The 22,292-nt window shown below is 67.3% G+C and carries 22 protein-coding genes; 8 read left to right on the top strand and 14 right to left on the bottom strand.

Translation table 11 applies throughout. The features are described from left to right. Nucleotides 1-78: 78 nt before the first annotated feature. On the bottom strand, nt 79-2,598 hold the full coding sequence (locus tag DIE04_RS19020; RefSeq protein ID WP_124486218.1) for a penicillin-binding protein 1A: 2,520 nt from the start codon (nt 2,596-2,598) through the stop codon (nt 79-81). A 437-nt stretch (nt 2,599-3,035) separates the two neighbouring features. On the opposite strand from DIE04_RS19020, the gene DIE04_RS19015 reads away from it, so the two are divergent. From DIE04_RS19015 to DIE04_RS19000, 4 genes are all read left to right on the top strand, one after another. After that, nucleotides 3,036-3,716 carry a PspA/IM30 family protein gene (locus DIE04_RS19015; RefSeq protein ID WP_044843730.1) on the top strand — a complete coding sequence of 227 codons (681 nt, stop codon included), beginning with the start codon at nt 3,036-3,038 and terminating at the stop codon, nt 3,714-3,716. 82 nt (nt 3,717-3,798) lie between these two features. Continuing rightward, nucleotides 3,799-4,998 carry a tetratricopeptide repeat protein gene (locus DIE04_RS19010; protein ID WP_124520044.1) on the top strand — a complete coding sequence of 400 codons (1,200 nt, stop codon included), beginning with the start codon at nt 3,799-3,801 and terminating at the stop codon, nt 4,996-4,998. 232 nt (nt 4,999-5,230) lie between these two features. Beyond that, on the top strand, nt 5,231-5,662 hold the full coding sequence (gene mscL / locus DIE04_RS19005) for a large conductance mechanosensitive channel protein MscL (RefSeq protein WP_006760677.1): 432 nt from the start codon (nt 5,231-5,233) through the stop codon (nt 5,660-5,662). A gap of 349 nt (nt 5,663-6,011) precedes the next feature. Continuing rightward, nucleotides 6,012-6,458, top strand: a complete 447-nt coding sequence (locus DIE04_RS19000; protein ID WP_185500383.1) for a hypothetical protein — start codon at nt 6,012-6,014, stop codon at nt 6,456-6,458. 77 nt (nt 6,459-6,535) lie between these two features. On the opposite strand, the gene DIE04_RS18995 is transcribed toward DIE04_RS19000, so the two are convergent. Further along, complete coding sequence (locus DIE04_RS18995) at nt 6,536-7,429, bottom strand: NAD(P)-dependent oxidoreductase (RefSeq protein ID WP_044843795.1); 894 nt, start codon at nt 7,427-7,429, stop codon at nt 6,536-6,538. Nucleotides 7,430-7,566: 137 nt separating this feature from the next. Here DIE04_RS18995 and DIE04_RS18990 point away from each other — a divergent pair, with 137 nt between their 5' ends. Together DIE04_RS18990 and DIE04_RS18985 are read left to right on the top strand one after the other, a co-directional pair. Continuing rightward, nucleotides 7,567-7,776 (top strand): dodecin, encoded by a 210-nt coding sequence (locus DIE04_RS18990; protein WP_006755984.1) that lies wholly within the window; start codon nt 7,567-7,569, stop codon nt 7,774-7,776. 245 nt (nt 7,777-8,021) lie between these two features. Further along, nucleotides 8,022-8,951: a LysR substrate-binding domain-containing protein gene (locus DIE04_RS18985; RefSeq protein WP_006762467.1), complete on the top strand. Its 930-nt coding sequence runs from the start codon at nt 8,022-8,024 to the stop codon at nt 8,949-8,951. A gap of 221 nt (nt 8,952-9,172) precedes the next feature. Here DIE04_RS18985 and DIE04_RS18975 read toward each other — a convergent pair whose 3' ends face one another. Next, nucleotides 9,173-10,591 (bottom strand): 8-oxoguanine deaminase, encoded by a 1,419-nt coding sequence (locus DIE04_RS18975; protein ID WP_124520042.1) that lies wholly within the window; start codon nt 10,589-10,591, stop codon nt 9,173-9,175. A gap of 494 nt (nt 10,592-11,085) precedes the next feature. Here DIE04_RS18975 and uraH point away from each other — a divergent pair, with 494 nt between their 5' ends. After that, nucleotides 11,086-11,439 (top strand): hydroxyisourate hydrolase, encoded by a 354-nt coding sequence (gene uraH, locus DIE04_RS18965; protein ID WP_011657188.1) that lies wholly within the window; start codon nt 11,086-11,088, stop codon nt 11,437-11,439. Nucleotides 11,440-11,492: 53 nt separating this feature from the next. Then, the gene (locus DIE04_RS18960; RefSeq protein WP_124520038.1) at nt 11,493-12,686 is read left to right on the top strand and encodes a urate hydroxylase PuuD; all 1,194 of its coding nucleotides are present in this window, start codon (nt 11,493-11,495) and stop codon (nt 12,684-12,686) included. A 99-nt stretch (nt 12,687-12,785) separates the two neighbouring features. On the opposite strand, the gene DIE04_RS18955 is transcribed toward DIE04_RS18960, so the two are convergent. The 11 genes from DIE04_RS18955 to DIE04_RS18905 all read right to left on the bottom strand — a co-directional run bounded on the left by DIE04_RS18955 (nt 12,786) and on the right by DIE04_RS18905 (nt 22,241). Further along, nucleotides 12,786-13,196, bottom strand: coding sequence for an ACT domain-containing protein (locus tag DIE04_RS18955; protein ID WP_124486214.1), 411 nt, complete (start codon nt 13,194-13,196; stop codon nt 12,786-12,788). Between the two features lie 312 nt (nt 13,197-13,508). After that, nucleotides 13,509-14,021: an ureidoglycolate lyase gene (locus tag DIE04_RS18950; protein ID WP_124486213.1), complete on the bottom strand. Its 513-nt coding sequence runs from the start codon at nt 14,019-14,021 to the stop codon at nt 13,509-13,511. Beyond that, nucleotides 14,018-15,031 carry an allantoicase gene (gene alc, locus DIE04_RS18945; RefSeq protein WP_044843737.1) on the bottom strand — a complete coding sequence of 338 codons (1,014 nt, stop codon included), beginning with the start codon at nt 15,029-15,031 and terminating at the stop codon, nt 14,018-14,020. Before alc ends, DIE04_RS18950 begins: the two co-directional genes overlap by 4 nt. Nucleotides 15,032-15,093: 62 nt before the next feature. Beyond that, a complete protein-coding gene (gene uraD, locus DIE04_RS18940) occupies nt 15,094-15,615 on the bottom strand; it encodes a 2-oxo-4-hydroxy-4-carboxy-5-ureidoimidazoline decarboxylase (protein WP_044843738.1) in 522 nt (173 codons plus the stop codon). Next, complete coding sequence (gene puuE / locus DIE04_RS18935; RefSeq protein ID WP_124520036.1) at nt 15,612-16,565, bottom strand: allantoinase PuuE; 954 nt, start codon at nt 16,563-16,565, stop codon at nt 15,612-15,614. The genes uraD and puuE overlap by 4 nt, the downstream gene beginning before the upstream one ends. A gap of 150 nt (nt 16,566-16,715) precedes the next feature. Beyond that, on the bottom strand, nt 16,716-17,552 hold the full coding sequence (locus DIE04_RS18930; protein WP_124486210.1) for an aspartate/glutamate racemase family protein: 837 nt from the start codon (nt 17,550-17,552) through the stop codon (nt 16,716-16,718). Between the two features lie 10 nt (nt 17,553-17,562). Then, complete coding sequence (locus DIE04_RS18925) at nt 17,563-19,047, bottom strand: NCS1 family nucleobase:cation symporter-1 (RefSeq protein WP_124486209.1); 1,485 nt, start codon at nt 19,045-19,047, stop codon at nt 17,563-17,565. Nucleotides 19,048-19,196: 149 nt separating this feature from the next. Further along, the gene (locus DIE04_RS18920) at nt 19,197-19,901 is read right to left on the bottom strand and encodes a GntR family transcriptional regulator (protein WP_044843742.1); all 705 of its coding nucleotides are present in this window, start codon (nt 19,899-19,901) and stop codon (nt 19,197-19,199) included. Nucleotides 19,902-20,210: 309 nt separating this feature from the next. After that, entirely contained in the window at nt 20,211-21,149 is a 939-nt protein-coding gene (gene ldcA, locus DIE04_RS18915) for a muramoyltetrapeptide carboxypeptidase (protein WP_124486208.1), read from the bottom strand. Nucleotides 21,150-21,261: 112 nt separating this feature from the next. Further along, on the bottom strand, nt 21,262-21,843 hold the full coding sequence (tadA, locus tag DIE04_RS18910; RefSeq protein ID WP_185500377.1) for a tRNA adenosine(34) deaminase TadA: 582 nt from the start codon (nt 21,841-21,843) through the stop codon (nt 21,262-21,264). Continuing rightward, nucleotides 21,840-22,241 (bottom strand): DnaJ family domain-containing protein, encoded by a 402-nt coding sequence (locus DIE04_RS18905; protein ID WP_044843744.1) that lies wholly within the window; start codon nt 22,239-22,241, stop codon nt 21,840-21,842. Before DIE04_RS18905 ends, tadA begins: the two co-directional genes overlap by 4 nt. Nucleotides 22,242-22,292 lie beyond the last annotated feature (51 nt).

The raw sequence follows: 22,292 nt of genomic DNA, 5'->3' as shown, positions 1-22,292 counted from the left end.
GCTGGCTGATGCGCGAAGACACATAAAAAAAACGGGCGCCCGAAGGCGCCCGCCGCATGCGACACATCCGCGTATCGCTTACTTGTTCTCGAACATGTCCATGATCTGCTGCTTCTCCTGCTGCGTGACGGGCGGCGGCGCGAGCCCCTCCGAGCCGGCCGAGCCGAGCGCGTCGTTCGCGCTGATCGCATTCGCGGCCGGGTTGATGTCCACGCTGCCGACGAAGCCGTTGCCCGGCGTGCGATCGGCGTAGTACAGCTCGCCGTCGATCGAGGTCAGGCCGTCCGGCATCGGCATCTGCTGCTCGGGCACGCCGTTCAGCGCGGTGCGCATGTAGTTCACCCAGATCGGCAACGCGAGCTGCGCGCCGAATTCGCGGCTACCGAGGCTCTTCGGCTGGTCGAAGCCCATCCACGCGACCGCGACGAGCGACTGCTGGTAGCCGGCGAACCAGCCGTCCTTCGCATCGTTCGTCGTGCCCGTCTTGCCCTGCAGGTCGCTGCGGCCGAGCGCGTTGGTGCCCGCGCCCGTACCGGCCGTCGCGACCGTGTGCAGCAGGCTGTTCATCACGTATGCGTTGCGGCCTTCGATCGTGCGCGGCGCGGTGCCGCCGGCGATCACCGGCTGCGATTTCTGCAGCGGCTGGCCGCGCGCGTCGTCGACTTCGGCGATCAGGTACGGATCGACCTTGTAGCCGCCGTTCGCGAAGACCGCATAGCCGGTCGCGAGCTGCAGCGGCGTCACGAGGCCGGCGCCGAGCGCCATCGGCAGGTACGGCGGCGTCTTCGCCGGATCGAAGCCGAAGCGCTGCGTCACGTACTCCTGCGCGTACTGCGTGCCGATCGACGCGAGGATCCGGATCGACACGAGGTTCTTCGAACGCTGCAGGCCGGTGCGCATCGACATCGGGCCGTCGGGCTGGTCGTCGTCCTTCGGTTCCCACGCGGTGCCGCCCGGCACGCTCGGCGGGAAGTACAGCGGCGCATCGTTGATGATCGTCGCCGGCCCGAGGCCCTTGTCGAGCGACGCCGAATAAATGAACGGCTTGAACGACGAACCCGGCTGACGCCACGCCTGCGTCACGTGGTTGAACTTGCTCTTGTTGAAGTCGAAGCCGCCGACGAGCGAACGGATCGCACCGTCCTGCGGCGCGATCGCGACGAGCGCGCCTTCGACCTGCGGCAGCTGCACGATCTGCCAGCCCGTCTTGCCGTCCTTCAGCACGCGCACGATCGAGCCCGGCTTGATGTGCAGCGTCGCGTTCGCGCGCGGGCTCAGCGCGGCCGACACGAAGCGCAGGCCGGCCGGGCCGATCGTCGTCGTGGCGCCGCCGACGAACTGCACCTCGACCGCGTTCGGCGACGCCGACAGCACCACCGCCGACTGCAGGTCGCCGTTGTCCGGGTGATCGGCGAGCGCGTCGTCGATCGCCTCGTCGCGATCGTCGCCGGCCGCCGGCAAGTTGATCGAGCCTTCCGGCCCGCGATAGCCGTGGCGGCGCTCGTAATCGAGAATGCCGCGGCGCACGGCCTGGTACGCGGCTTCCTGGTCGGCCGAGTTGATCGTCGTCGTGACGGTCAGCCCGCGCGTATAGGTTTCGTCCTTGTACTGCTGGTACATCATCTGCCGCACCATCTCGGCGACGTATTCGCCGTGCACCGCGTACTGGTTGCCCGGCGTGCGCACGCGGATCTCTTCCTTCACCGCCTGGTCGTACTGCGGCTGCGTGATGTAGCCGATCTCGAGCATGCGCTTCAGGATGTACTCCTGGCGCACCTTCGCGCGCTTCGGATTGACGACCGGGTTGTACGCGGACGGCGCCTTCGGCAGCCCCGCGAGCATCGCCGCCTCGGCGAGCGTGATGTCCTTCAGGTCCTTGCCGAAATACACGCGCGCGGCGGCCGCGAAACCGTACGAGCGCTGGCCCAGGTAGATCTGGTTCATGTACAGCTCGAGGATCTGGTCCTTCGTCAGCGCCTTCTCGATCTTGTACGCGAGCAGCATCTCGTAGATCTTGCGCGTATACGTCTTCTCGCTCGACAGGAAGAAGTTGCGCGCGACCTGCATCGTGATCGTGCTCGCGCCCTGGCGCGCGCCACCGTGCATCAGGTCGGCCACGCCGGCGCGCAGGATGCCGAGGAAGTCTACGCCGCCGTGTTCGTAGAAGCGGTAGTCCTCGATCGCGAGCACCGCCTTCTTCATCACGTCGGGAATGTCCTGGAAGCGCACGAGGCTGCGGCGCTCCTCGCCGAACTCGCCGATCAGCACGTGATCGGCGCTGAACACGCGCAGCGGCACCTTCGGCTGGTAGTTGGTCAGCGCATCGAGCGACGGCAGTTGCGGCGCCATCACGACGAGCGCGTAGCCGACGATCAGCGCACCGACGATCGCGAGCGTCGCGATCAGGCCGACGAACCACAGCGCGACGCGCGAGCCGAACGAGCGGCGCGCGCCGTCCCCGCCGCCGCGGCGCTGCGCGCGCCGGTCGTCGCCGCGCTCGTCGTCATCGGGGTAATAGGCCCCCGACGGCGAACGGCGCAACGTGTAGTGAGGTTCGTTCCGGTCGGAAGGAGAAGACGGTCGTTTGATGATTGGCATGTCGGAATGGCGGGCGGCGTGGCGCCCTCGGACGCATGCGGAAAATGCAAGCGGATGAATCAGAGTGGGTGCATCGTGGCAACTGTCACGTCGACAGACCCCGCCGCGCGGCGATCCGTTCCCGCGACGTGACAGCGCATTTTAATGAAATCGACCGATCGGCTTCGCGATTTTTTGTAAAAATTCCCGCACAAGCATGAATTGCGGAACGTATTGGCGCCATGCTCCGCCTATCATGGACTCGCGACCCGGTGCGCGCCGCGGCGTTTCTTTCAGATGCGAAAGGTGGAAACCTGCACACGCACGGCGCTTGAACTCCAGCGCTTAAGCCGTATTTAAGGGGCCGGCGGTGTAATATCCGCCGGCTCACGCGGGTCGGAACCGATTCGCGACGGGCATTGCCGCCGACGCGGCACCTTTCAACCACGGAGGATTTCATGTCGCTTTTCGACTCTGTTTCGCGCACGATCAAAGGCCTGCTGAACGATGCGGCCGACTCGGTACAGGATCCGTCGCGCGACGCACGGCAGATCGTGCGGGAGCTCGACGACAGCATCGGCCGTGCCGAGAATTCGCTGATCGAGATCGAGGCACAAGTCGCGACCCAGCGCAGCAAGCGCGATGCGGCCGACGACAAGGTGAAGAAGTACGAGGACGGCGCGAAGCGCGCGCTGCAGGCGGGCGACGAAGCGCTCGCACGCGAGGCGCTCGCCGCGCAGTCGAACGCCGAAGCCGAGCGCGATGCGCTCGCGGCCGAGCTGACGACGCTCGAGCCGTCGGTCGACAAGCTGAAGGGGCAGATCGCCGACATGCGTCAGCGCCGCAACGACCTGAACGCACGCTCGAACATCCTGCAGGCCAAGCAGGAAATCGCGCAGGCGAAGGATGTCGCGGCAAGCGCGTTGGGCGGCATCGGCGGCAAGAACCTGTCCGAGGACTTCCAGAAGCTCGAGGACAAGGTCGCGCTGCAGAATGCGCGTTCGGACGCCCGCCTGAATTCGGCCGACACGTCGAGCGGCAAGGCGCTCGACGACAAGCTCGCCGCGCTGAACAAGGGCCCGTCGGTCGAGGACCGCCTCGCCGCGCTGAAGAAGCAGCTCGACACGCCCGCGCAGTAACGGCAGGCAACCGCGCCGCGGCCCGCCGGGCGCGCGGCGCGCACCGATCGTCAGGAGACGGGCGCCCGCGCCCGGTTCGACCATGAAGAAATCTCTCGCCGCACTCGGCTTCTCGCTGATGCTGCTGTCGTCCGCCGCCTTTGCGGTTCCGTCGCTGCAGCAAGTCGAGCAGTCGATCGCGCAACGTGACTGGCAGCGCGCCGACACGCAGCTGTCGCAAGTCATCGACGCCCATCCGAACAATGCGCATGCGCGCTATCTGTACGCACAGGTGCTGGACCGCGAAGGCCGCGCGTCCGACGCGCTCGCGCAACTGCAGCGGGCGAAGTCGCTCGATCCGCAACTGCGCTTCACCGACGCGTCGCATTTCGCGCAGACCGAATCGCGCATTCGCGCCGACGCCGCGCGCGTGAGCGGCGCGAGCGGCAACGCACCGTCGGCCACGCAGGCCGGTTCGTTGCAGTCGTCGCTCGCACCTGCCGCGCCGGTTGCGAAACACGGTCCGTCGACCGGCATGTGGATCGGCCTCGGGCTGCTCGTCGCGGTCATCGCGCTGGTGCTGCGCTGGACGTTGCGGCGCGCACGCTCGGCCGACGACAGCCGTGCCGGCGACGAACGCCGCGCGCAGTTGAAACGCGCGACCGACGTGCTGAACGACATCCGTCCGCTGAAACTCGACGCGAAACTGTCGACGGCGCCCGGTGCCGCCGCGCTCACCAGCGAACTCGAAGGCATCGAGACCGATGCACGCGCGCTCGTCGAAGCGCTGTCGAACGGCAAGAACCCGGTGCCGCCGTATCGCATCGACGAACTCGAACAGCGGCATGCGAGCGTGAAGGCGCGCGTCGAAGGCCGCCCCGATCCGAGCGCGCCGCCCGCTGCGCCCGCGAACGGCAGCGGCTCCGTGTATGCGCAGGAAGCCGATCGCGTGACCGGCATGCAAGGGCAGCCGTATCAGCAGCAACCGTACCCGCAACAGCCGTATCCGCCGCAACCGTATCCGCAACAGCAGCCGCCCGTCGTGGTTCAGCAAGGCGGCGGTTTCGGCAGCGGAATGGGCGGGCTGCTGACCGGCGTGCTGCTCGGCGAAGCGATGTCCGGCGGCCGCGAACGCGTAGTCGAACGCGACGTGATCGTCGACGACCAGCGCCGGCGCCAGGAGAACAACGATCCGGGCTTCGACCTCGGCCGCGGCGACGATTCGAACTGGAGCGACGGCAATGGCGGCGGCGGCGTCGATCTCGGCAGCAACGACGACGGCTGGACCGACGACAACACCTGAGCATGGCTCGCGCGGGCGTCGACGCATCGCGCCGCGCCCGCCCCCGCGCTTTCTTTCATTTCCACTCGCGCCGGCCCGGTGATTTGTTAATCATTTCAAGATGGGCTACCGGCAATGGGGCACGTTCGCTATCATGCGGCCATCGGCGTGCCCCCGATCCGACCCATCAGACGCTTCGCAGCCCTGCGCGTCGCGGCACGCCTCCTCTCGCCCAACCAGGAGAAAGCCGCTCATGAGCATAATCAAGGAATTCAAGGAGTTCGCCGTCAAAGGCAACGTGATGGATCTCGCCGTCGGCGTGATCATCGGCGGCGCGTTCTCGAAGATCGTCGACTCGGTCGTGAAAGACCTCATCATGCCGGTCATCGGCGTGCTGACGGGCGGTCTGGATTTCTCGAACAAGTTCGTTCTGCTCGGCACCATCCCCCCGACGTTCAAGGGTAATCCCGATTCGTTCAAGGACCTGCAGGCCGCGGGCGTCGCCGCATTCGGCTACGGCTCGTTCATCACCGTGGCGATCAACTTCGTGATCCTCGCGTTCATCATCTTCCTGATGGTGAAATTCATCAACAAGCTGCGCAAGCCGGAAGAAGCGGCGCCGGCCGCGACGCCGGAAGACATCGTGCTGCTGCGCGAGATCCGCGATTCGCTCAAGCAACGCTGAGCACCGCGCCACGCTGCGACTGCCGGGCCCGCCATGTGCGGGCCTTTTTCATGGGCACGCATCGTGCACCGTCGTGCGAGCGCCTATCTCACTTTTTTGTGACGCGCGAATGCACGCGCGGGAAAAGCAGGTCTATGATGGAGACTAAACGACAGTACGGGCGCCAAGACGCTGGCTGTGTCGATCATCGTGGCATGCGGGTCGACGGGAGACATTGATCGTCGTACCGCACGAGTGCGGAGTGCAGCATTTTCGTGTGCTATAAAGGATCGACATGCGGCGTACATAGCCGGGAGTGGGTCGCATGAAAGTGCCGCATTTCTTGCAATTGTTTTTCAGGCGAGTGTTTATGTCCTTCCCGAAAAAACGTCGACGTGCGCAACAGGATGGCCAGGAGTCCTTCCTCGCGGTATTGCGCCATTCGAAACCGTTCGCGCAGCTCGACACCAAGATTGCCCGCGCCCGTGCGCAGGACGAACCCGTCCTCTATGCGCACGTGCTACCCGGCCTCGACGTGCTTCTGTGCAGCGTGCGCGGCGCACAGCCGCCCTATCCGGCCATCGCCGAACTGCGCAAGCGCTGCCTCGAATCGATCGCCAACGCACTCGAACAGCCGCTCGACGGCCTCGAGAACGGCGGGTACTGGTACGAGGCGAACGGCTTCGGCTTCCTCGTGTTCGCGAGCCGCGCCCGCGCGCGTATCCTGCCCGAATTTGGTGCAGGCACGAAAGCGAGCCTGCGTGGCGGGCTCGGACGCCAGAACGCCGGCGACACGACACCGCGCTCCCTCGGCTGAACCGACACCGACACGATGGGCCGCCTCCGGGCGGCCCATCGGCCATTCAGGCCTCCCGCTTCAGCGTCGCGGCGCGCTCACTGCGCCGTCCCGCGCCCGTTGCCGGGCCGGACGATGTCGATGAACGCGGCGAAATCGGCGCCGGCAAGCCCCTGCGCGGCGCCCAGGCGCAGCACCTGCTGCACCGTGGCCGATACGGGCATCACCGCGCCCGTGTCGCGCGCGGCGTCGGCGATCGCATCGACATCCTTCTGGAACGTGCTGAGCGCGCCGATCGGCGCGTGACCGCCTGACGTCATGCGCGGCACGAAGGTCTGCAGCAGCACCGAATCGGCCCAGCCGCCCGCCAGCGCGTCGGCCAGACGCGCGGCGTCGATGCCGCTCGCCTGGGCCAGGCCGACGGCTTCCGCGATCGCGGTCACCGTCGCGGTGACGATCGCCTGGTTGCACAGCTTCGCGGTCTGGCCCGCGCCAGCGTCGCCCATGTGCGTGACGCGCGACGCGTAGGTATCGATCAGCGGTCGCACCGCAGCGAGGTCGGCGGCGCCGCCGCCCGCCATCACCGCAAGCGTGCCGGCCTGCGCGCCGGGCACGCCGCCCGACACCGGCGCATCGATCCAGCCGACGCCGAGCGCGGCGGCACGCGCCGCGTAGTCGCGCGTCGCGGCAGGCGGAATGCTCGAGTGATCGACGATGCGCTTCAGCCGGCGTGCATGCGCATCGCCGGCAAACAGCCCGTGCTCGCCGAACGCGACGTCGCCGACCGCACGGCCGTCGAGCACGCACACGAACACCGTGTCGACGCGCTCGGCCAGTTCGCGCGGCGTGTCGACCACCTGCGCACCGTCCTTTTCAAGCGCCTCGGCCTTGCCGCGCGTGCGGTTCCATACGCTGACCCGGTGGCCCGCCGCCAGCAAATGCCGAATCATCGGCGCGCCCATCAATCCCGGTCCGCAAAATCCGACTTCCACGATCTTCCTCGTCTCCAATTGAGGTTGCACTTGCCGCCCATCATACCTATCACTCAAGAAGCCGGACACGCGCGGCGCCGCTTCGGGCCCGCCGCTTGCGCCGGCCGCACACACACCGACATCCCAGGGAGCGCATCATGAGCGACCACGTCTACAAGCTGATCGAACTGACCGGTTCGTCGCGGCAATCGTGCGACGACGCCATCCGCAACGCGATCTCGAAAGCCGGCAAGACGCTGCACAACCTGCACTGGTTCCAGGTGACCGAAACGCGCGGCCACATCGAAGGCGACCAAGTCATCCACTGGCAGGTCACGCTGAAAGTCGGCATGCGCATCGACGACTGACGCACGCGTGTCACGCGCGGTGCCCTGACCACCGGATGCGTGCAATGCGCATCCGCGCGGTACCGCGCACGCCCGCATTCCGCCCCCTTCACCCGCTCCCCGTTCGGCCCTCTTCAGTCCGCTTGGCGAGGCCCGGCGACGGGTGTCTGCGGGTATCCATCTCTTGACGCTGACTTTAGTTCATATTAAAAACCATATACCCACCTCCCCCATCGATCAGCCCAGCCATATAAACCGGAGAAATCATGAGTCAGCAACGCGAGGCGATCGACACGTACCTCTTGCGCGTCTTGCACACCTTGTTGATGGAGCGCAGCGTCACGCGCGCGGCCGTCAAACTGAACCAGTCGCAACCGGCGATCAGCGCCGCGCTGCGGCGCCTGCGCGACATCACCGGCGACCCGCTGCTGGTGCGCGGCAAGTCCGGCATGGTCCCGACCGAATACGGGCTGCGCCTGCTCGAGCCGGTGCAGAACGCACTGCGTGAAATCGAGCGCATCAAGTTCCAGCAGCACAATTTCGACCCGGCCACGTCGATCCGCTGCTACCGGATCGGCTGCCCCGACTACCTGAACGTGCTGTTCGTGCCGACCGTCGTCGAACGCTTCCGCCAGGCGGCGCCGAACGCGACGCTCGAGTTCCATTCGCTCGGCCCCGCGTTCGATTACGAGCTCGCGCTGGAAGACGGCAAGCTCGACATCGTCGTCGGCAACTGGCCCGAGCCGCCCGAGCAGCTGCACCTGTCGAACCTGTTCGTCGACGAAATCGTCTGCCTGATGAGCAACACGCACCCGTTCGCGAAGCGCGGCGGGCTCACGCTCGACCAGTACCTGAACGCGCCGCATCTCGCGCCGACGCCGTACTCGGTCGGCCAGCGCGGCGCGATCGACGTGCATCTCGCACGCGAACGGCTCAAGCGTCACGTGGTCGTCACGCTGCCGTACTTCAACCTCGCACCGTACGTGCTGGTGAAGTCCGACCTGATCTTCACGACGACGCGCCTGTTCGCCGATCACTACGCGAAGTTCCTGCCGCTGTCGGTCGTGCCGGCACCGCTCGACTTCCCGCCGATGCAGTATTACCAGCTGTGGCACGAACGCTGCCACTACTCCGACGAAGTGCGCTGGCTGCGCAGCCTCGTCGCCGAAGCGACCCGCACGCTGATCGAGGCGTAAGCGCATGCGACGCGCGCGCCGGCCACGCCGTTGCGGGGTGGGCCGGGGTGACGCGCGGCGCGGCCCTTGGCGGCTTCTCAGCCTCAGCCTCAGCCTCAGCCTCAGCCTCAGCCTCAGCCTCAGCCTCAGCCTCAGCCCCAGCTTCAGCCTCAGCCGTAGCCACGGCCGCGCGCCCGATCCGCGGCGTGCGGGCGCGCGGCCTTCACCTCACGTCGACGAGGTCAGCGCGACGCCTCCACGAGTGCCTGCGCCAGCGCGTTGTGGCGCTCGATGACGGGCGGCAGGTCGATCGTCGCGAGCCGCCCTTCCCGCACCACCACCTTCCCGTTCACCACCGTGTACGCCGTCTGCGATGGCGCGCAGAACACGAGCGCCGCGACCGGATCGTGCAGCGCGCCCGCGAACAGCGGCTGGCGCAGGTCGAACGCGGCGAAGTCCGCGGCCATGCCGGGCTTCAGCGCGCCGATGTCGTCGCGGTTCAGCACCTTCGCGCCGCCCAGCGTCGCGATCTCGAGCGCTTCGCGCGCGGTCATCGCATCGGGCCCGAAACCGACCCGCTGCAGCAGCAGCGCCTGCCGCACTTCCGCGACCATCTGCGCGCCGTCGTTCGACGCGGAACCGTCGACACCGAGGCCGACCGGCACGCCCGCCAGACGCATCTTCCGCACCGGCGCGATGCCCGACGCGAGCCGCATGTTCGAACACGGACAGTGCGCGACGCCGGTGCCGGTGCGCGCGAACAGGCCGATCCCCGCATCGTCGAGCTGCACGCAGTGCGCGTGCCACACGTCGTGGCCGACCCAGCCGAGATCTTCCGCGTATTCGGCAGGCGTCATCCCGAACTTCTCGCGGCTGTACGCGATGTCGTTGACGTTCTCGGCCAGGTGCGTGTGGAGCGACACGCCGTAGTCGCGCGCCAGCACGGCCGCGTCGCGCATCAGGCCGCGGCTCACCGAGAACGGCGAGCACGGCGCGACGACCACCCGCAGCATCGCGTAGCGGCCTTCGTCGTGATAGGTCTCGATCAGGCGCTGCGCATCGCGCAGGATGTCGGGCTCGCGCTCGACGACCGAATCGGGCGGCAGCCCGCCGTCGCGCTGGCCGACGCTCATCGCGCCGCGGCTCGCGTGAAAGCGCATGCCGATCCGCTGCGCGGCGCCGATGCTGTCGTCGAGCCGGCTGCCGTTCGGATAGATGTACAGATGGTCGCTCGACGTCGTGCAGCCCGACTGCAACAGCTCGGCCATCGCGGTCAGCGTCGACACCTCGATCATCTCGGGCGTCAGGTGCGCCCAGATCCGGTACAGGTTCGTGAGCCAGCCGAACAGCTCCGCGTTCTGCGCGGCCGGCACCGCGCGCGTGAGGCTCTGGTACATGTGATGGTGCGTGTTCACGAGCCCCGGGATCACGAGGTGGCCGCGCAGGTCGAGCACTTCGTCCGCAGTATCGGGCAACTCGGCGCTCGGGCCGACCGCGACGATCCGGTTGTCTTCGATATAGAGCCCCGCGTCGCGCAGTTCGCGGCGCGTGTCGTCCATGGTCACGAGCACGTCGGCGTGCTTGACCAGCAGGGTCGTCGGGCGGGATGAGGATGGGTGCGGCGCGCGTGCGTGCGCGCCGGGGTGTTGCTCGGGATTCATGCGTTCTCCGCGTCGGTCAGCCCTTTCGGGCGGTCGCAAAGCCGTTCGAACGCTGATTCGCGGCACGCCCCGGTGCCTGCGTCCGTTCGAACGCCCTGGCCCGGTTACCCGGCGTGCTCGCCGTCTTCGGGGTGCGCCCCGGCCGCCGGGCCGACGCGCACGGCGGGAGGATCGCCGATGCGCGCGCGCCGCACAATGCGCGACGCCGAATACTGCGCTTCACGGTTTCGATATGGTACGCGCGTGGGCCGTGCAGCGGCCCGCCGGGCGCGGCGCGGCGGGTTTTTTCCCGCCGTCGACAGCGGTTCATGCGCGGCGCATTATCTTTGATATCGCGCCCGTATTTGCGCGGGGAACCTTTTTACAATGCCTGCACGGCGCTCGCTTCAATCTCGCCGACGGGTATGTAGCCACGTGACGTGGAGCCTCGATCCGCCGCACAGTCATGGATCGAGTCGCCGCCGAACCTCGCATTCACACAAGGACAATTGCGAATGGGAAAGCTCACTACCCACGTACTCGATACGGCGCACGGCCGTCCCGGCGCCGCCATCAAGGTGGACCTCTACGCGCTGGACGGCGAATCGCGCCGCGCGATCAAGACCGTGCTGACCAATAGCGACGGCCGCTGCGACGAACCCCTGCTCGAAGGTGCCGCGCTCGCCGCCGGCGAATACGAACTCGTGTTCCATGCCGGCGACTACTTCGCGTCGCTCGGCGTGAAGGTGCCCGAACCGCGCTTCGTCGACCGCGTCGTGCTGCGCTTCGGCATCGCCGACACCGCATCGCACTACCACGTGCCGCTGCTCGTGTCGCCGTGGTCGTACAGCACCTATCGCGGCAGCTGACACACGCATCGGCGCCCGCATCAAAGACAACGATCTGAGTCTGGAGGAGTTTCATGGAAGGCTTCATCACCGACTGGCTGAACCTCGCGCTGCGATGGCTGCACGTCATCGTCGCCATTGCGTGGATCGGCGAGTCCTTCTATTTCGTCGCGCTCGACAACAGCCTGAAACCGCCGACCGACGCGAACCAGCGCAAGCGCGGCGTGTTCGGCGAACTGTGGCACGTCCACGGCGGCGGTTTCTACAACATGCAGAAGTACACGGTCGCCCCGCCGGAAATGCCGGATGACCTGCACTGGTCGAAGTGGCCGTCGTACACGACCTGGCTGTCGGGCTTCTCGCTGTTCTTCGTGCTGTACCTGCTCGCGCCGAACACCTACCTGATCGACAAGAGCGTGCTCGACATGGGCCCGGTGGTCGCCGTCGCGTCCGCGCTCGGCTTCCTCGCGGCCGGCTGGATCGTCTACGACACGCTGTGCCGCATCCTCGGCACCAACGATCGCGTGCTGGGCATCTGTGTCGGCCTCTACGTCGTCGTCGCCGCGTACCTCGCGTGCCACATCTTCTCGGGCCGTGCGGCGTACCTGATCGTCGGCGCGATGCTCGCGACGATCATGTCGGCGAACGTGTTCTTCGTGATCATCCCCGGCCAGCGCAAGATGGTCGACAAGATGCTCAAGGGCGAGGAGCCGAACCCGATCTACGGCAAGCGCGGCAAGCAGCGCTCGGTGCACAACACGTACTTCACGCTGCCGGTCGTGTTCGCGATGCTGTCGAACCACTATGCGATGACGTACACGAACAAGTTCAACTGGGTCGTGCTCGTGCTCATCATGCTGGCCGGCGCGCTGATCCGTCAGTTCTTCGTGATGCGTCACCGCGGCAAGCAGCTGTGGTACCTGCCGATCGGCGGCGTCGCGCTGCTGTCGGGCGCGCTGGTGTGGACGATGCCAAAGCCGGTCGCACCGGAAGCACAAGCGGCGAACGCACCGAAGATCGTGATCAACGACATCATGCCGATCCTGCAGCAGCGCTGCGTCGAGTGCCACTCGGCCAAGCCGACGCTGATGGGCAGCGCGCCCGCCGGCGTGATGTTCGACACGCCGGACGAAGTGTCGAAGAACGCGCAACGCATCTACGAACAGGCCGTGCGCCTGAAGGCGATGCCGATCGGCAACGTCACGCACATGACCGACGACGAGCGCGTGAAGCTCGCCGCCTGGTTCGAGGGTGGCGCGGTCAAGTAAGCCACGGTGCGCCGGCTATCAATTGCCGGCGCGATCCTCTCCGTTCGCGGGCCCGGCAACGGGCCCGTTTTTTTGCGTGCGCGGAATGCGCGTCGTACGCTAGCCGCGCATCGCGTCGCGCTGCAGCGCGACGAGCGCATCGAGCGCGCGCGGGCCGTCGTCGAACGGCACGAAGATGTGATCGTGATACGCGGCGGCCATCACGTTGCAGCTGATGCCGGCCTCACCCAATGCCCGCGCGAACGCGGCCGTCAGGCCGACCGCGGCAAGATCCGAATGCACGGTCAGCGTGATCCATGCGGCGCGGAACAGCACGGGCCAGCCGCGACGCGCGGCCGTCGCCTCGTCGACCACGACCGTCACGCCTTCCGCTTCGCGAAAGATCGCGATCGTTTCGGATAACGATATTTCCGTAGCGGCCGGCAGTGCGACGAATGCGAACGCACCGCGATGCAGTTCGGGCTGCAGCGTGCGCAGCAGTATCGTGAGGTCGTTTTCAGGTTGGCTCATCGGGGGAACGCGTCCGGAACCGGACGTCGGGCGGTGGCGATGCGGGCACGATAGCACGCGACCGGCCGCCTCGACGCCCCCGCAACGTCACATCCGCGTCAGCGCAACGTCGTCCGCGAGCCGGTCCGCGCGACGCGACGATGCACGGCACGGCTCGGCTCGGCGACACGCCCCGATGCGACGCCGTTCGTCGCGCTGCCGCATCGTGCGTACGAGCACGCACGGCTCGTCGCGCCATGACGCGCGCGGCGCGCATAAAAAAACCCGCGCAGGTCGCGCGGGTTGCTTCGACAGGCGGGGCCGAACTGCCGCTCAGGCCGTCACAGCGTCCAGCGCGTCCTCGGTGAGCCACAGCGATTCCGGCAGGTCCTGCTCGTTCAGGTTCAGCCCGTCACCGCCGCGATCGACGACGATGAAGTCGCTGACGCCGCCCAGCGCGATCAGCGGGTGATGCCACACGCCCTTCGCATAATTGACGCCCTGCCAGCCGCTCGTCACGAACGCGCGGATCTTCGACGGATCGAGATCGCCGGCCGGCGCGACGACGACGAGATACGGCTGGTCGTTCAGCGGCACGAACGCCTGGCTGCCGAGCGGATGGCGCTCGAGCATCTTCACCTCGAACGGCAGCGTGCGCGGCTGGCCGCGGAACAGGTTAACGAGCGTGCGGCCGTCTTCGTCGCTCACGTCGACCTTCGCAAGATCGTGAAAGCGGATCGTCGTGCCGAGATTGATCGGAATCTGCTTCGCGCCTTCGGTTTCGATCACGTCGCCGAACGCCGCGAAAGCTTCCTTGGTCAGCGGTTCGATTGCGAGCGTCTTCATTTGTCGAGCGTCCCCCACAGACGCAGGCGCGATACGCCGCCGTCCGGAATGATGTTCAGGCGCACGTGGGTCACCGGGCCCAGCGATGCGATCTCGTGTTCGAAATAGTGCTGCTTGTCCATCTGCAGCTTCTGTTCGCCGAGCAGCACCGGCCAGAACATCGACTGCGTGATCAGCGAGCTGTCGGTGCCGCCCGACACGTACGCGGCCTGGATCGAGCAGCGGTCCGGATAGTTGCCCTTGAAGAACGCGGTGTCGACTTCGATCTTGCGGATCACGCCCGGCTGCGCGAGCGCGATGATCGCCCAGTCGTTGCCCGGCTCGCGGCGACGGCGGGTTTCCCAGCCGTCGCCCATGTTCACGCCGCGGCCCGGCAGCAGCAGGTTCGACGCGACGCCGAAGTGCTGGTTGTTCGCCGCCACCACGTAGCCGCCGTTCTCCATCGCCGCGAGGTCGAACTGCTCGGTCGCGCTGGCGCCGGCCCAGTCGAGCTGCGGCTGGCCGTACACGCGCAGGCGCGCGATGCCGCCGTCCGGATAGATGTTCACGCGCAGGTGCGTGAACGCGCGCGCGTCGCTCGCCGCGACGTAGTGGTGGCTGTTGCCTTGCAGCGTCGTCGACGGCACGATCTCGACCCATTCGGTCGCGTGCGTCGGCGCGCCGTCGGCCACGTACGCGGCCTCGATCGACGCGGCCGGCGGGAAGTTGCCGGTGAAGTGGCTCGTGTCGATGTCGAAGCCCTTGATCACGCCCGGACGCGCGAGCTTGACGATGCACCAGTCGTAGCCCGTCGTGCGCTTGCGGCGCGTCTCCCAGCCGTCCATCCACTTGCCGTGGTCGTCGTACTTGCCGGGAATGAAAACGGCCGGCTCGGGGTTCAGCATCCGCTCCTTCGGCGCGAAGAAGTCGTCGCTGGCCTCGAGCGCCTGCGCACCGAGACGCGGGTCGGCGAGGTTCACGTAGCGCCGCGTGAAGTCGGGTGCGTCGGGATCGAGAAGCGGAACAGCCATGATGTTTCCTTGTTTCAGTGATGCGATCAGGCCGCTGCGACGCAGCAGGCCGTCGTGAGGTGTCAGGCGTCGATCAGGTCGTCGAGGCGGAAACGCGCGATCCGGTAGATCTGGTCGAGGCTCGCGCGCAGTTCCTCGGTGCGCGAATGATTCACGCGCGACTCGAAGTTCGCGATGATGCCGTGCCGGTCATAGCCGCGCACCGCGAGGATGAACGGGAAACCGAACTTCTCGCGATACGTGCGGTTCAGCGTCAGCAGCTTGTCGAACTCTTCCTGCGTGCACTGGTCGAGACCCGCGCCGCTCTGCTCGCGCGTCGACTCGGCCGTCAGCTCACCGCGCACGGCGGCCTTGCCGGCCAGCTCCGGGTGGGCATTGATCAGTGCGAGCTGGCGGACTTCGCCGCCCGTCTCCACCGCGTTCGACATCGTCTCGTGCAGCGCGTCGATGCTCGCGAACGGCCGCTTGCCCGCCGCGACCTCGGCCACCCACGGCGAATGTTCGAAGATCCCCGACAGCGCCGCGACGAATGCGCTCGGCGCCATCGTGTTCAGTTGCTCCAACGTGTAACGCATCGCCTTCATGCTTTCCCTTCGTTTCGATGACTGGGCTGGTACGGATGATGTTCGCGCCAATGACGCGCGATATCGACACGCCGCGTCACCCATACGCGATCGTGCTTCTCGATGTGATCGAGGAAACGCTGCAGCCCGCGGAAACGCCCCGGCCGGCCGAGCAGCCGGCAGTGCATGCCGATCGACAGCATCTTCGGCGCGTCGTCGCCCTCCGCGTACAGCACGTCGAACGCGTCACGCAGGTACTCGAAGAAGTGGTCGCCGGTGTTGAAGCCCTGCGGCGTCGCGAAGCGCATGTCGTTCGTATCGAGCGTGTACGGAACGATCAGCTGCGGCGACGTGCTGCCGCCCGACACCTCGACATCCATCCAGAACGGCAGGTCGTCGCCGTAGTTGTCGGAGTCGTACAGGAAGCCACCGTATTCCGCGACGAGGCGGTGCGTGTTCGGGCTGTCGCGGCCGGTGTACCAGCCGAGCGGACGCTCGCCCGTCACGCGCTCGATCGCTTCCATCCCGAGGCGCATGTGCTCGGCCTCGAGCTCGGGCGTCATGCTCTGGTAGTGGATCCAGCGCCAGCCGTGGCACGCGATCTCATGGCCGAGCTCGACGAAGGCACGCGCGAGTTCCGGATGACGCTCGATCGCCATGCCGACGCCGAACACCGTCAGCGGCAGCCCGCGCTTCTCGAATTCGCGCAGAATGCGCCACACGCCCGCACGCGAACCGTACTCGTAGATCGACTCCATGCTCATGTGGCGGTCCGGATAGGCGGCCGCGCCGACGATTTCGGACAGGAACTGCTCGGAGCCCGGATCGCCGTGCAGCACGCAATTCTCGCCGCCCTCCTCGTAGTTCAGGACGAATTGCACGGCGACGCGGGCGCGCCCGGGCCAGTTCGCCTGCACGGGATGGCGGCCGTAGCCGATCAGGTCGCGAGGATAGTTGGGATCGAGTGACATGGGTTCGAAGTGCCGCGAAAGCGTGCTGAAATAATGGGTTCGCATCGACCCGCGCGGGTGCCGGAGGCCGGCCGCACGGGCCGATGCGATGACGGCCCAGTGTAGCGAAAAGGTTCATACGCGCCCATACAGCGGCGCAGATAGTGCAGGTCAGACGGCGTGTATGTGCGGTTGCGGCAAAGTCGGGACCGGTTCCGGTGCGGCGCTTCCGCTGCGCGCCCCGGCGGCGGCCGGCGTGGCCGACGAGGCGCCCTCCGGCGGGCTGAAATGCGCGAATTCGCCGTCGTAGCGCTTCGGCAGCGGCCGCGCATAGTCGCCGCGCTTCGCGGTCGCGAGGCGCAGCGCGACGAGCGCCTCGGCCCACTTGACGGCTGCTGTGACACCTTCCACGACCGGCGCGCCGATCTGCTGCTCGATCTCGTGCGCGAATTCGGCCATCCCGGCACAGCCGAGGACGATCGCGTCGGCACCGTCCTCGTCGAGCGCGCGCCGGCATTCGTCGACGATGATCCGCCGCGCGGCCGAACCGGGCCGGTCGAGCTCGAGCACCGCGACGTCGGTCGCCCGCACGTTGCGGCAGAACCGCTTCATCCCGTAGCGCTCGGCGAGATGCCATGCCATCCCGCAAGTGCGCGCGAGCGTCGTGACGACCGAGAAGCCCGGCGCGAGCACGCTCGCCGCGTGCATCGCCGCCTCGGCGATCCCGATCACCGGCCCGCGCGCGAGTTCGCGCGCCGCATACAGCCCCGGATCGCCGAAACACGCGATCACGTACGCATCGCAGCCGTCACGCTCGCCCTGCGCGATCTCGGCGAGCAGCCCGGGCGTCGCGAGCGCTTCGTCGTAATAGCCTTCGATCGACGGCGGCCCCATCGGCGGGCTCACCGCGACGATCTCGGTGCCTGCCGCCGCGACTTCGCGCGCGCAGCGGCCCATCGCGTCGGTCATCCGCTGCGTCGTGTTCGGATTGATCAGCTTGATCTTCATCGCGCGCTCCTCAGGCCTTCGTGCTCGCGAGCAGCCGGTAGAACACGAAGCCGAGCCCCGCGCCGATGAACCACGAGAAGTTCGCGGCGGCCTGCCAGCCCGGCACCATCACGCAGACGACGGCGATCACCGCGGCCGGCAGCAGCGCGGCGAGCGCGCGGCGGTTCACGCCGCCGGTGTACCAGTAGGTGCCGCGCTCCGACATCGTGTACAAGTCGTCGCGCACGAGCCGGCCGCGCTTGACGAGGTAGAAGTCGGCGATCAGCACGCCGTACAACGGGCCGATGAACGCGCCGAGCACGTCGAGCGTGTAGTGGATCACGGCCGGGTTGTTGAACAGGTTCCACGGCGTGATGAAGATCGACGCGACGGCCGCGAGCATCCCGCCCGCGCGCCAGCTGATCAGCCGCGGCGCGACGTTCGAGAAGTCGAACGCGGGCGACACGAAGTTCGCGACGATGTTGATGCCGATCGTCGCGATCGTGAAGGTCAGCGCGCCGAGGATCACCGCGGTCGGATGGTCGATGCGGCCGACCGTCTCGACGGGGTCGGTGATCAGTTCGCCGAACACCGGCAGCGTCGCGGCGGTGGTGATCACCGTGACGAGCGAGAACGCGAGGAAGTTGACCGGCAGCCCCCAGAAGTTGCCGCGCTTCACGTCGCCGAACGAGCGGCAATAGCGCGAGAAGTCGCCGAAATTGAGCATCGGCCCGGAGAAGTACGACACGACGAGCGACACGGCCGTGATCATCACCGGAATCACTTCCGCGCCGTGATACTTGACGCCGCCGAGGTTGAGGCCGATGTTGCGCCAGCCCGCGCGCCACACCATGTAGCCGGCCAGGATGAACATCACGACGTAGACGGCCGGGCCCGCGAAGTCGATGAACTTCTTGATCGTCTCCATCCCGTTCCAGAACACGAGCGCCTGCAGCACCCACAGCAGCATGAAGCCGGCCCAGCCGACCGCCGACAGCCCGAGGAAGCCGTAGCGGTGGACGTCCGCGTACGGCAGCCATTGCGGAAAGAACTTCAGCACGACGATCACGAGTGCGCTGGACGCGAGATAGGTCTGGATGCCGTACCACGCGATCGCGATCAGCCCGCGGATCACGGCCGGTACGTTCGCGCCGAGCACCCCGAAGGTCGCGCGGCACGCGACCGGATACGGCACGCCGATCTGCTGGCTCGGCCGCGCGATGAGGTTGCACAGCCGATTCACGATCGTGATGCCGACGATCAGCGCGATCAGCACCTGCCAGCTCGTCAGCCCGAGCGCGAACAGGCTGCCCGCGAACACGTAGCCGCCGACGCTGTGCACGTCCGACATCCAGAACGCGAAGATGTTATATGAGCCCCACGTCTGATTCTTTAGTGGTGCCAAATCTTCGTTGTACAAACGTTCGCTGTAACCGTCCGGCAACACGGGGCCGCCGCCCTCGCCGCCTTCTTCCGCCGGATACGCACTGTCGTGCGCCACACTGAACTGAGCCATGACTTCTCCTTGACGCGGCCTGGCAGCCGCTCCACCGTCATCGATATCGCTCCGGATCGTCGTCCGGAGTCGGACTGGCGGCCGGCGGCGCGAACCGCCGGCCTGCATTGCTCTCGTCGTGTGGCGCGCGGCCGGGTTCGCGTCGCCGCTCAGGCGCCGCCGAACACTTCGCGCAAATCGACCTGCCCTTGCGCGGGCCGGTCCAGCATCTTCAGTTCGACATGCTGCAGGTGGTGCGCCATCAGCGTCACCGCCCGCTTCGAATCGCCCGCTTCCAGCGCGGTCAGGATCTCGTCATGGTCGTCGCACGAGCACGGGCTGCGCCCGTGCGATTCGTACAGCGCCGACATCAGCGTCGAGCGTGCGACGAGCCCGTCGAGGCACTCGCAGAGCGTCGCGTTGCCCGTCAGCGCCGCGAGCGCCGTATGGAATTCGCCCGACAGGCGGATCCACGCCGCGAAGTCGTGCCGCTCGAACGCCTTGCGTTCCTTGTCGATCAGCGCGGCGACGCCCTTCAACCGCTTCGCGCCCGGCCCCGTCGCGAGCCGCTCGACGACGGCCAGCTCGATGATCCGGCGCATCTCGAACACCTCGTGCACATCCTGCAGCGTCGGGCTCGCGACGAACGCACCGCGGTTCGGCTCGAGATCGACCAGCTTGTCGGCGGCGAGCTGCGAAAGTGCCTGGCGGATCGTCCCGCGCTTCACGCCGAACACGTCGCAGAGCTGCGCCTCCGTCAGCTTCGCGCCGGGCGCGAGCCGATGCTCGAGGATCGCGGTGCGGATCCGCTCGGCGATCGCTTCGGGACCGGCGGCGCCGGACGGATGGGTAGCGGAGTCGTTCATGTTCTGCATCGTGTGATGGTCCTCATCCTAGGACGGACATAAAGATTGTCAACAATTCTTTTCGGAGAATGCGCACAACCGGTGTGCATCGGCCTGTGCCAGAGCGGTGCGCTGTGCCCGATATCCAGGCACGACAAGCCTCTCGCGTTTGCCCATGGCGGCTCACGGTGTATACCCTCTCCGCCATTTTGTTGACAAAAATGGTGCGTGCCACGACACCAACCCGATCGGCGACGATGAAAATTTCCGACCGTTAGTTGCACATTTACTTTAAAGAAAAAGGCGGGAAACCCCGCCTTTCGATGGCCCCTGCCGGCCTCAGCCGAGATGCGGATAGTCCGACAGCGTGAGCCGGAAACCGTGCGCATTCGCGACGAGCTGCGCCTGCGCGCCGAACGGCAGCGTCAGCAGGTCGGGCACGTGACCGAACTGCAGCCCAGTGACGACCGGAATGCCGATCACCGCGCGCATCTGGTCGATCATCGCCTGCATGTCGTAGCCGTTGTCGTACTCGAACGGCCGCGCGCCCGTGAACTGGCCGAGCACGAGCGCCTGCTGGCGCGCGAGCAGCCCCGACAGGTGCAGCTGGTAGATCATCCGTTCGATCCGGAACGGCTGCTCGTTCACGTCCTCGATGAACAGGATGCCGCCCTCGATGTCGGGCATGTACGGCGTGCCGACGAGCGACGTGAGGATCGCGAGGTTGCCGCCCCACAGCGTCCCCGTCACGTTCACGGTCTGCACTTGCGGCGCCTCGGTGACGATCGTCGTGGTCGGCTGCGACAGCGTCCGCCAGAAGTGCTGCATCGTGAAATCGCTCGGCGTTTCCGCGCCGAAGTCGGCCGACAGCATCGGGCCGCCGAAGGTCTTGATGCGCGCCTTCGCGTACAGCGCGAGCTGGATCGCGGTGAAGTCGCTGTGGCCCACGAGCGCGATCGGCTGGTCGCGCAGCCGACGCTCGAGCCCGCGATAGTCGAGCCCGTGCAGGATGCGCGCGGCGCCGTAGCCGCCGCGCACCGCGAGCGCGATATCCGGCAGCGCGCGCTCCGGATCCGCGAGACGGTTCAGGTCGCCGGCCCGCTCGCCGTCGGTGCCGCCGAAGCGCTGAAAGCGACGCTGCGTCGCCTCGATGTTCTCGATGCGCTGCTGCGCGCCGCTCAAGCGCTCGAGCGCGCGGTTGATCGCATCGGGGTCGTGCGGATAACCGGACGGCGCCAGCAGGCGGATGGTGTAGGACGCGGCGGGCTGGAAGGACATGGCGAAAGATATCGGGATCGTCAAACCTGCTTAGAGGGTCCGAACCGTCTCCGGTTCACGGAACTGCGCGGCCCGCCCGCTCCGGGCGACGGGCACTGGCACGGCGGGCGCGCTATGACGCGCCGGATGCGGCGTCGCGGGCGAGCCGTGCTTCCCGCAGCGCGCGACGGCGCTCCGCGAAGAACGATTTCAGCGCGGCGCCGCACTCGTCGGCGAGCACGCCGCCGGTCACGTCGGTATGGTGATTGAGCTGCGGATTCGCGAACGCGTCGATCACGCTGCCGCACGCGCCCGTCTTCGGGTCGGCGGCGCCGTAGACGACCCGCGCGATGCGCGCGTGCATGATCGCGCCCGCGCACATCAGGCACGGCTCGAGCGTCACGTACAGCTCGCAGCCGGGCATTCGGTAATTCTGCAGATGCTGCGCGGCCATGCGCAGCGCGGCCATTTCCGCGTGGGCCGACGGGTCGTGCCCGCCGATCGGATGGTTGAAGCCGCGTGCGATCACTTCGTCGCCGCGCACGAGCACCGCGCCGACCGGCACTTCGCCGGCCGCGCGCGCCTCTTCGGCGGCAGCCTGCGCGAGCCGCATGAAATGCAGGTCGCGCGCCGACACCGGCGCGGCTTCGGGAACGGGAGCATCGGGAACGACAGCCGGTCCGGCTGCCGCGTCGGGCAGCGCGTTGGCGCTCACATCGGCCCCGCTTCGGCGGGCGCGTCGTCGAGCCCGCGCTCGCACAGACGTTCCGCGATGCGCCGGCAATAGTCGCGCGGCATCACCATCGGGCCGCCGCGCAGCGATTCGAGCGCCATGTCGAGGGCGAGGATCTTCGCCTGCAGCCGGCAGCGCGCGGCGCGGTCGCTGACCGCCTGCAGTTCGTCCTGCAGGTTGCGCAGCGCGCGCAGTTGCTCGACGGCCGGCGGCACGAAGCCCGCATTCTTCAGGATACGGTTGGCCACCCGCACCTCCTCGGGTACGAGCAGGTCGTCATCCAGCGCCTGCGGCGCGCCGGTACCCGGCAAATCGTCGAACTCGCCCCGCGCGGCGGCGGCGGCAATGCGTTGTTCGACCAGTGCGTCAAGCAATCTCATCAGTCAATCGGAACAAATGCGGCAGCCGAATTCTAGCAGGGTGACGTGCGT

The organism is Burkholderia sp. Bp8994 (assembly GCF_003853805.1).
Taxonomy (GTDB): domain Bacteria; phylum Pseudomonadota; class Gammaproteobacteria; order Burkholderiales; family Burkholderiaceae; genus Burkholderia.
The sequence above is the reverse complement of the archived record's forward strand: the minus strand, read 5'-3'. Positions and strand labels throughout refer to the sequence as shown.

Coding starts and splice junctions, on each gene's coding strand:
- puuE (WP_124520036.1), bottom strand. CDS start 16,565: ATGTCACTCGATCCCAACTATCCTCGCGACCTGATCGGCTACGGCCGC.
- DIE04_RS18985 (WP_006762467.1), top strand. CDS start 8,022: ATGAGTCAGCAACGCGAGGCGATCGACACGTACCTCTTGCGCGTCTTG.
- DIE04_RS18975 (WP_124520042.1), bottom strand. CDS start 10,591: ATGAATCCCGAGCAACACCCCGGCGCGCACGCACGCGCGCCGCACCCA.
- DIE04_RS18920 (WP_044843742.1), bottom strand. CDS start 19,901: ATGCAGAACATGAACGACTCCGCTACCCATCCGTCCGGCGCCGCCGGT.
- DIE04_RS19020 (WP_124486218.1), bottom strand. CDS start 2,598: ATGCCAATCATCAAACGACCGTCTTCTCCTTCCGACCGGAACGAACCT.
- DIE04_RS18905 (WP_044843744.1), bottom strand. CDS start 22,241: ATGAGATTGCTTGACGCACTGGTCGAACAACGCATTGCCGCCGCCGCC.
- DIE04_RS18960 (WP_124520038.1), top strand. CDS start 11,493: ATGGAAGGCTTCATCACCGACTGGCTGAACCTCGCGCTGCGATGGCTG.
- DIE04_RS18930 (WP_124486210.1), bottom strand. CDS start 17,552: ATGAAGATCAAGCTGATCAATCCGAACACGACGCAGCGGATGACCGAC.
- DIE04_RS18990 (WP_006755984.1), top strand. CDS start 7,567: ATGAGCGACCACGTCTACAAGCTGATCGAACTGACCGGTTCGTCGCGG.
- DIE04_RS19010 (WP_124520044.1), top strand. CDS start 3,799: ATGAAGAAATCTCTCGCCGCACTCGGCTTCTCGCTGATGCTGCTGTCG.
- DIE04_RS18925 (WP_124486209.1), bottom strand. CDS start 19,047: ATGGCTCAGTTCAGTGTGGCGCACGACAGTGCGTATCCGGCGGAAGAA.
- alc (WP_044843737.1), bottom strand. CDS start 15,031: ATGGCTGTTCCGCTTCTCGATCCCGACGCACCCGACTTCACGCGGCGC.
- mscL (WP_006760677.1), top strand. CDS start 5,231: ATGAGCATAATCAAGGAATTCAAGGAGTTCGCCGTCAAAGGCAACGTG.
- ldcA (WP_124486208.1), bottom strand. CDS start 21,149: ATGTCCTTCCAGCCCGCCGCGTCCTACACCATCCGCCTGCTGGCGCCG.
- uraD (WP_044843738.1), bottom strand. CDS start 15,615: ATGAAGGCGATGCGTTACACGTTGGAGCAACTGAACACGATGGCGCCG.
- DIE04_RS18950 (WP_124486213.1), bottom strand. CDS start 14,021: ATGAAGACGCTCGCAATCGAACCGCTGACCAAGGAAGCTTTCGCGGCG.
- DIE04_RS19015 (WP_044843730.1), top strand. CDS start 3,036: ATGTCGCTTTTCGACTCTGTTTCGCGCACGATCAAAGGCCTGCTGAAC.
- uraH (WP_011657188.1), top strand. CDS start 11,086: ATGGGAAAGCTCACTACCCACGTACTCGATACGGCGCACGGCCGTCCC.
- DIE04_RS19000 (WP_185500383.1), top strand. CDS start 6,012: ATGTCCTTCCCGAAAAAACGTCGACGTGCGCAACAGGATGGCCAGGAG.
- DIE04_RS18955 (WP_124486214.1), bottom strand. CDS start 13,196: ATGAGCCAACCTGAAAACGACCTCACGATACTGCTGCGCACGCTGCAG.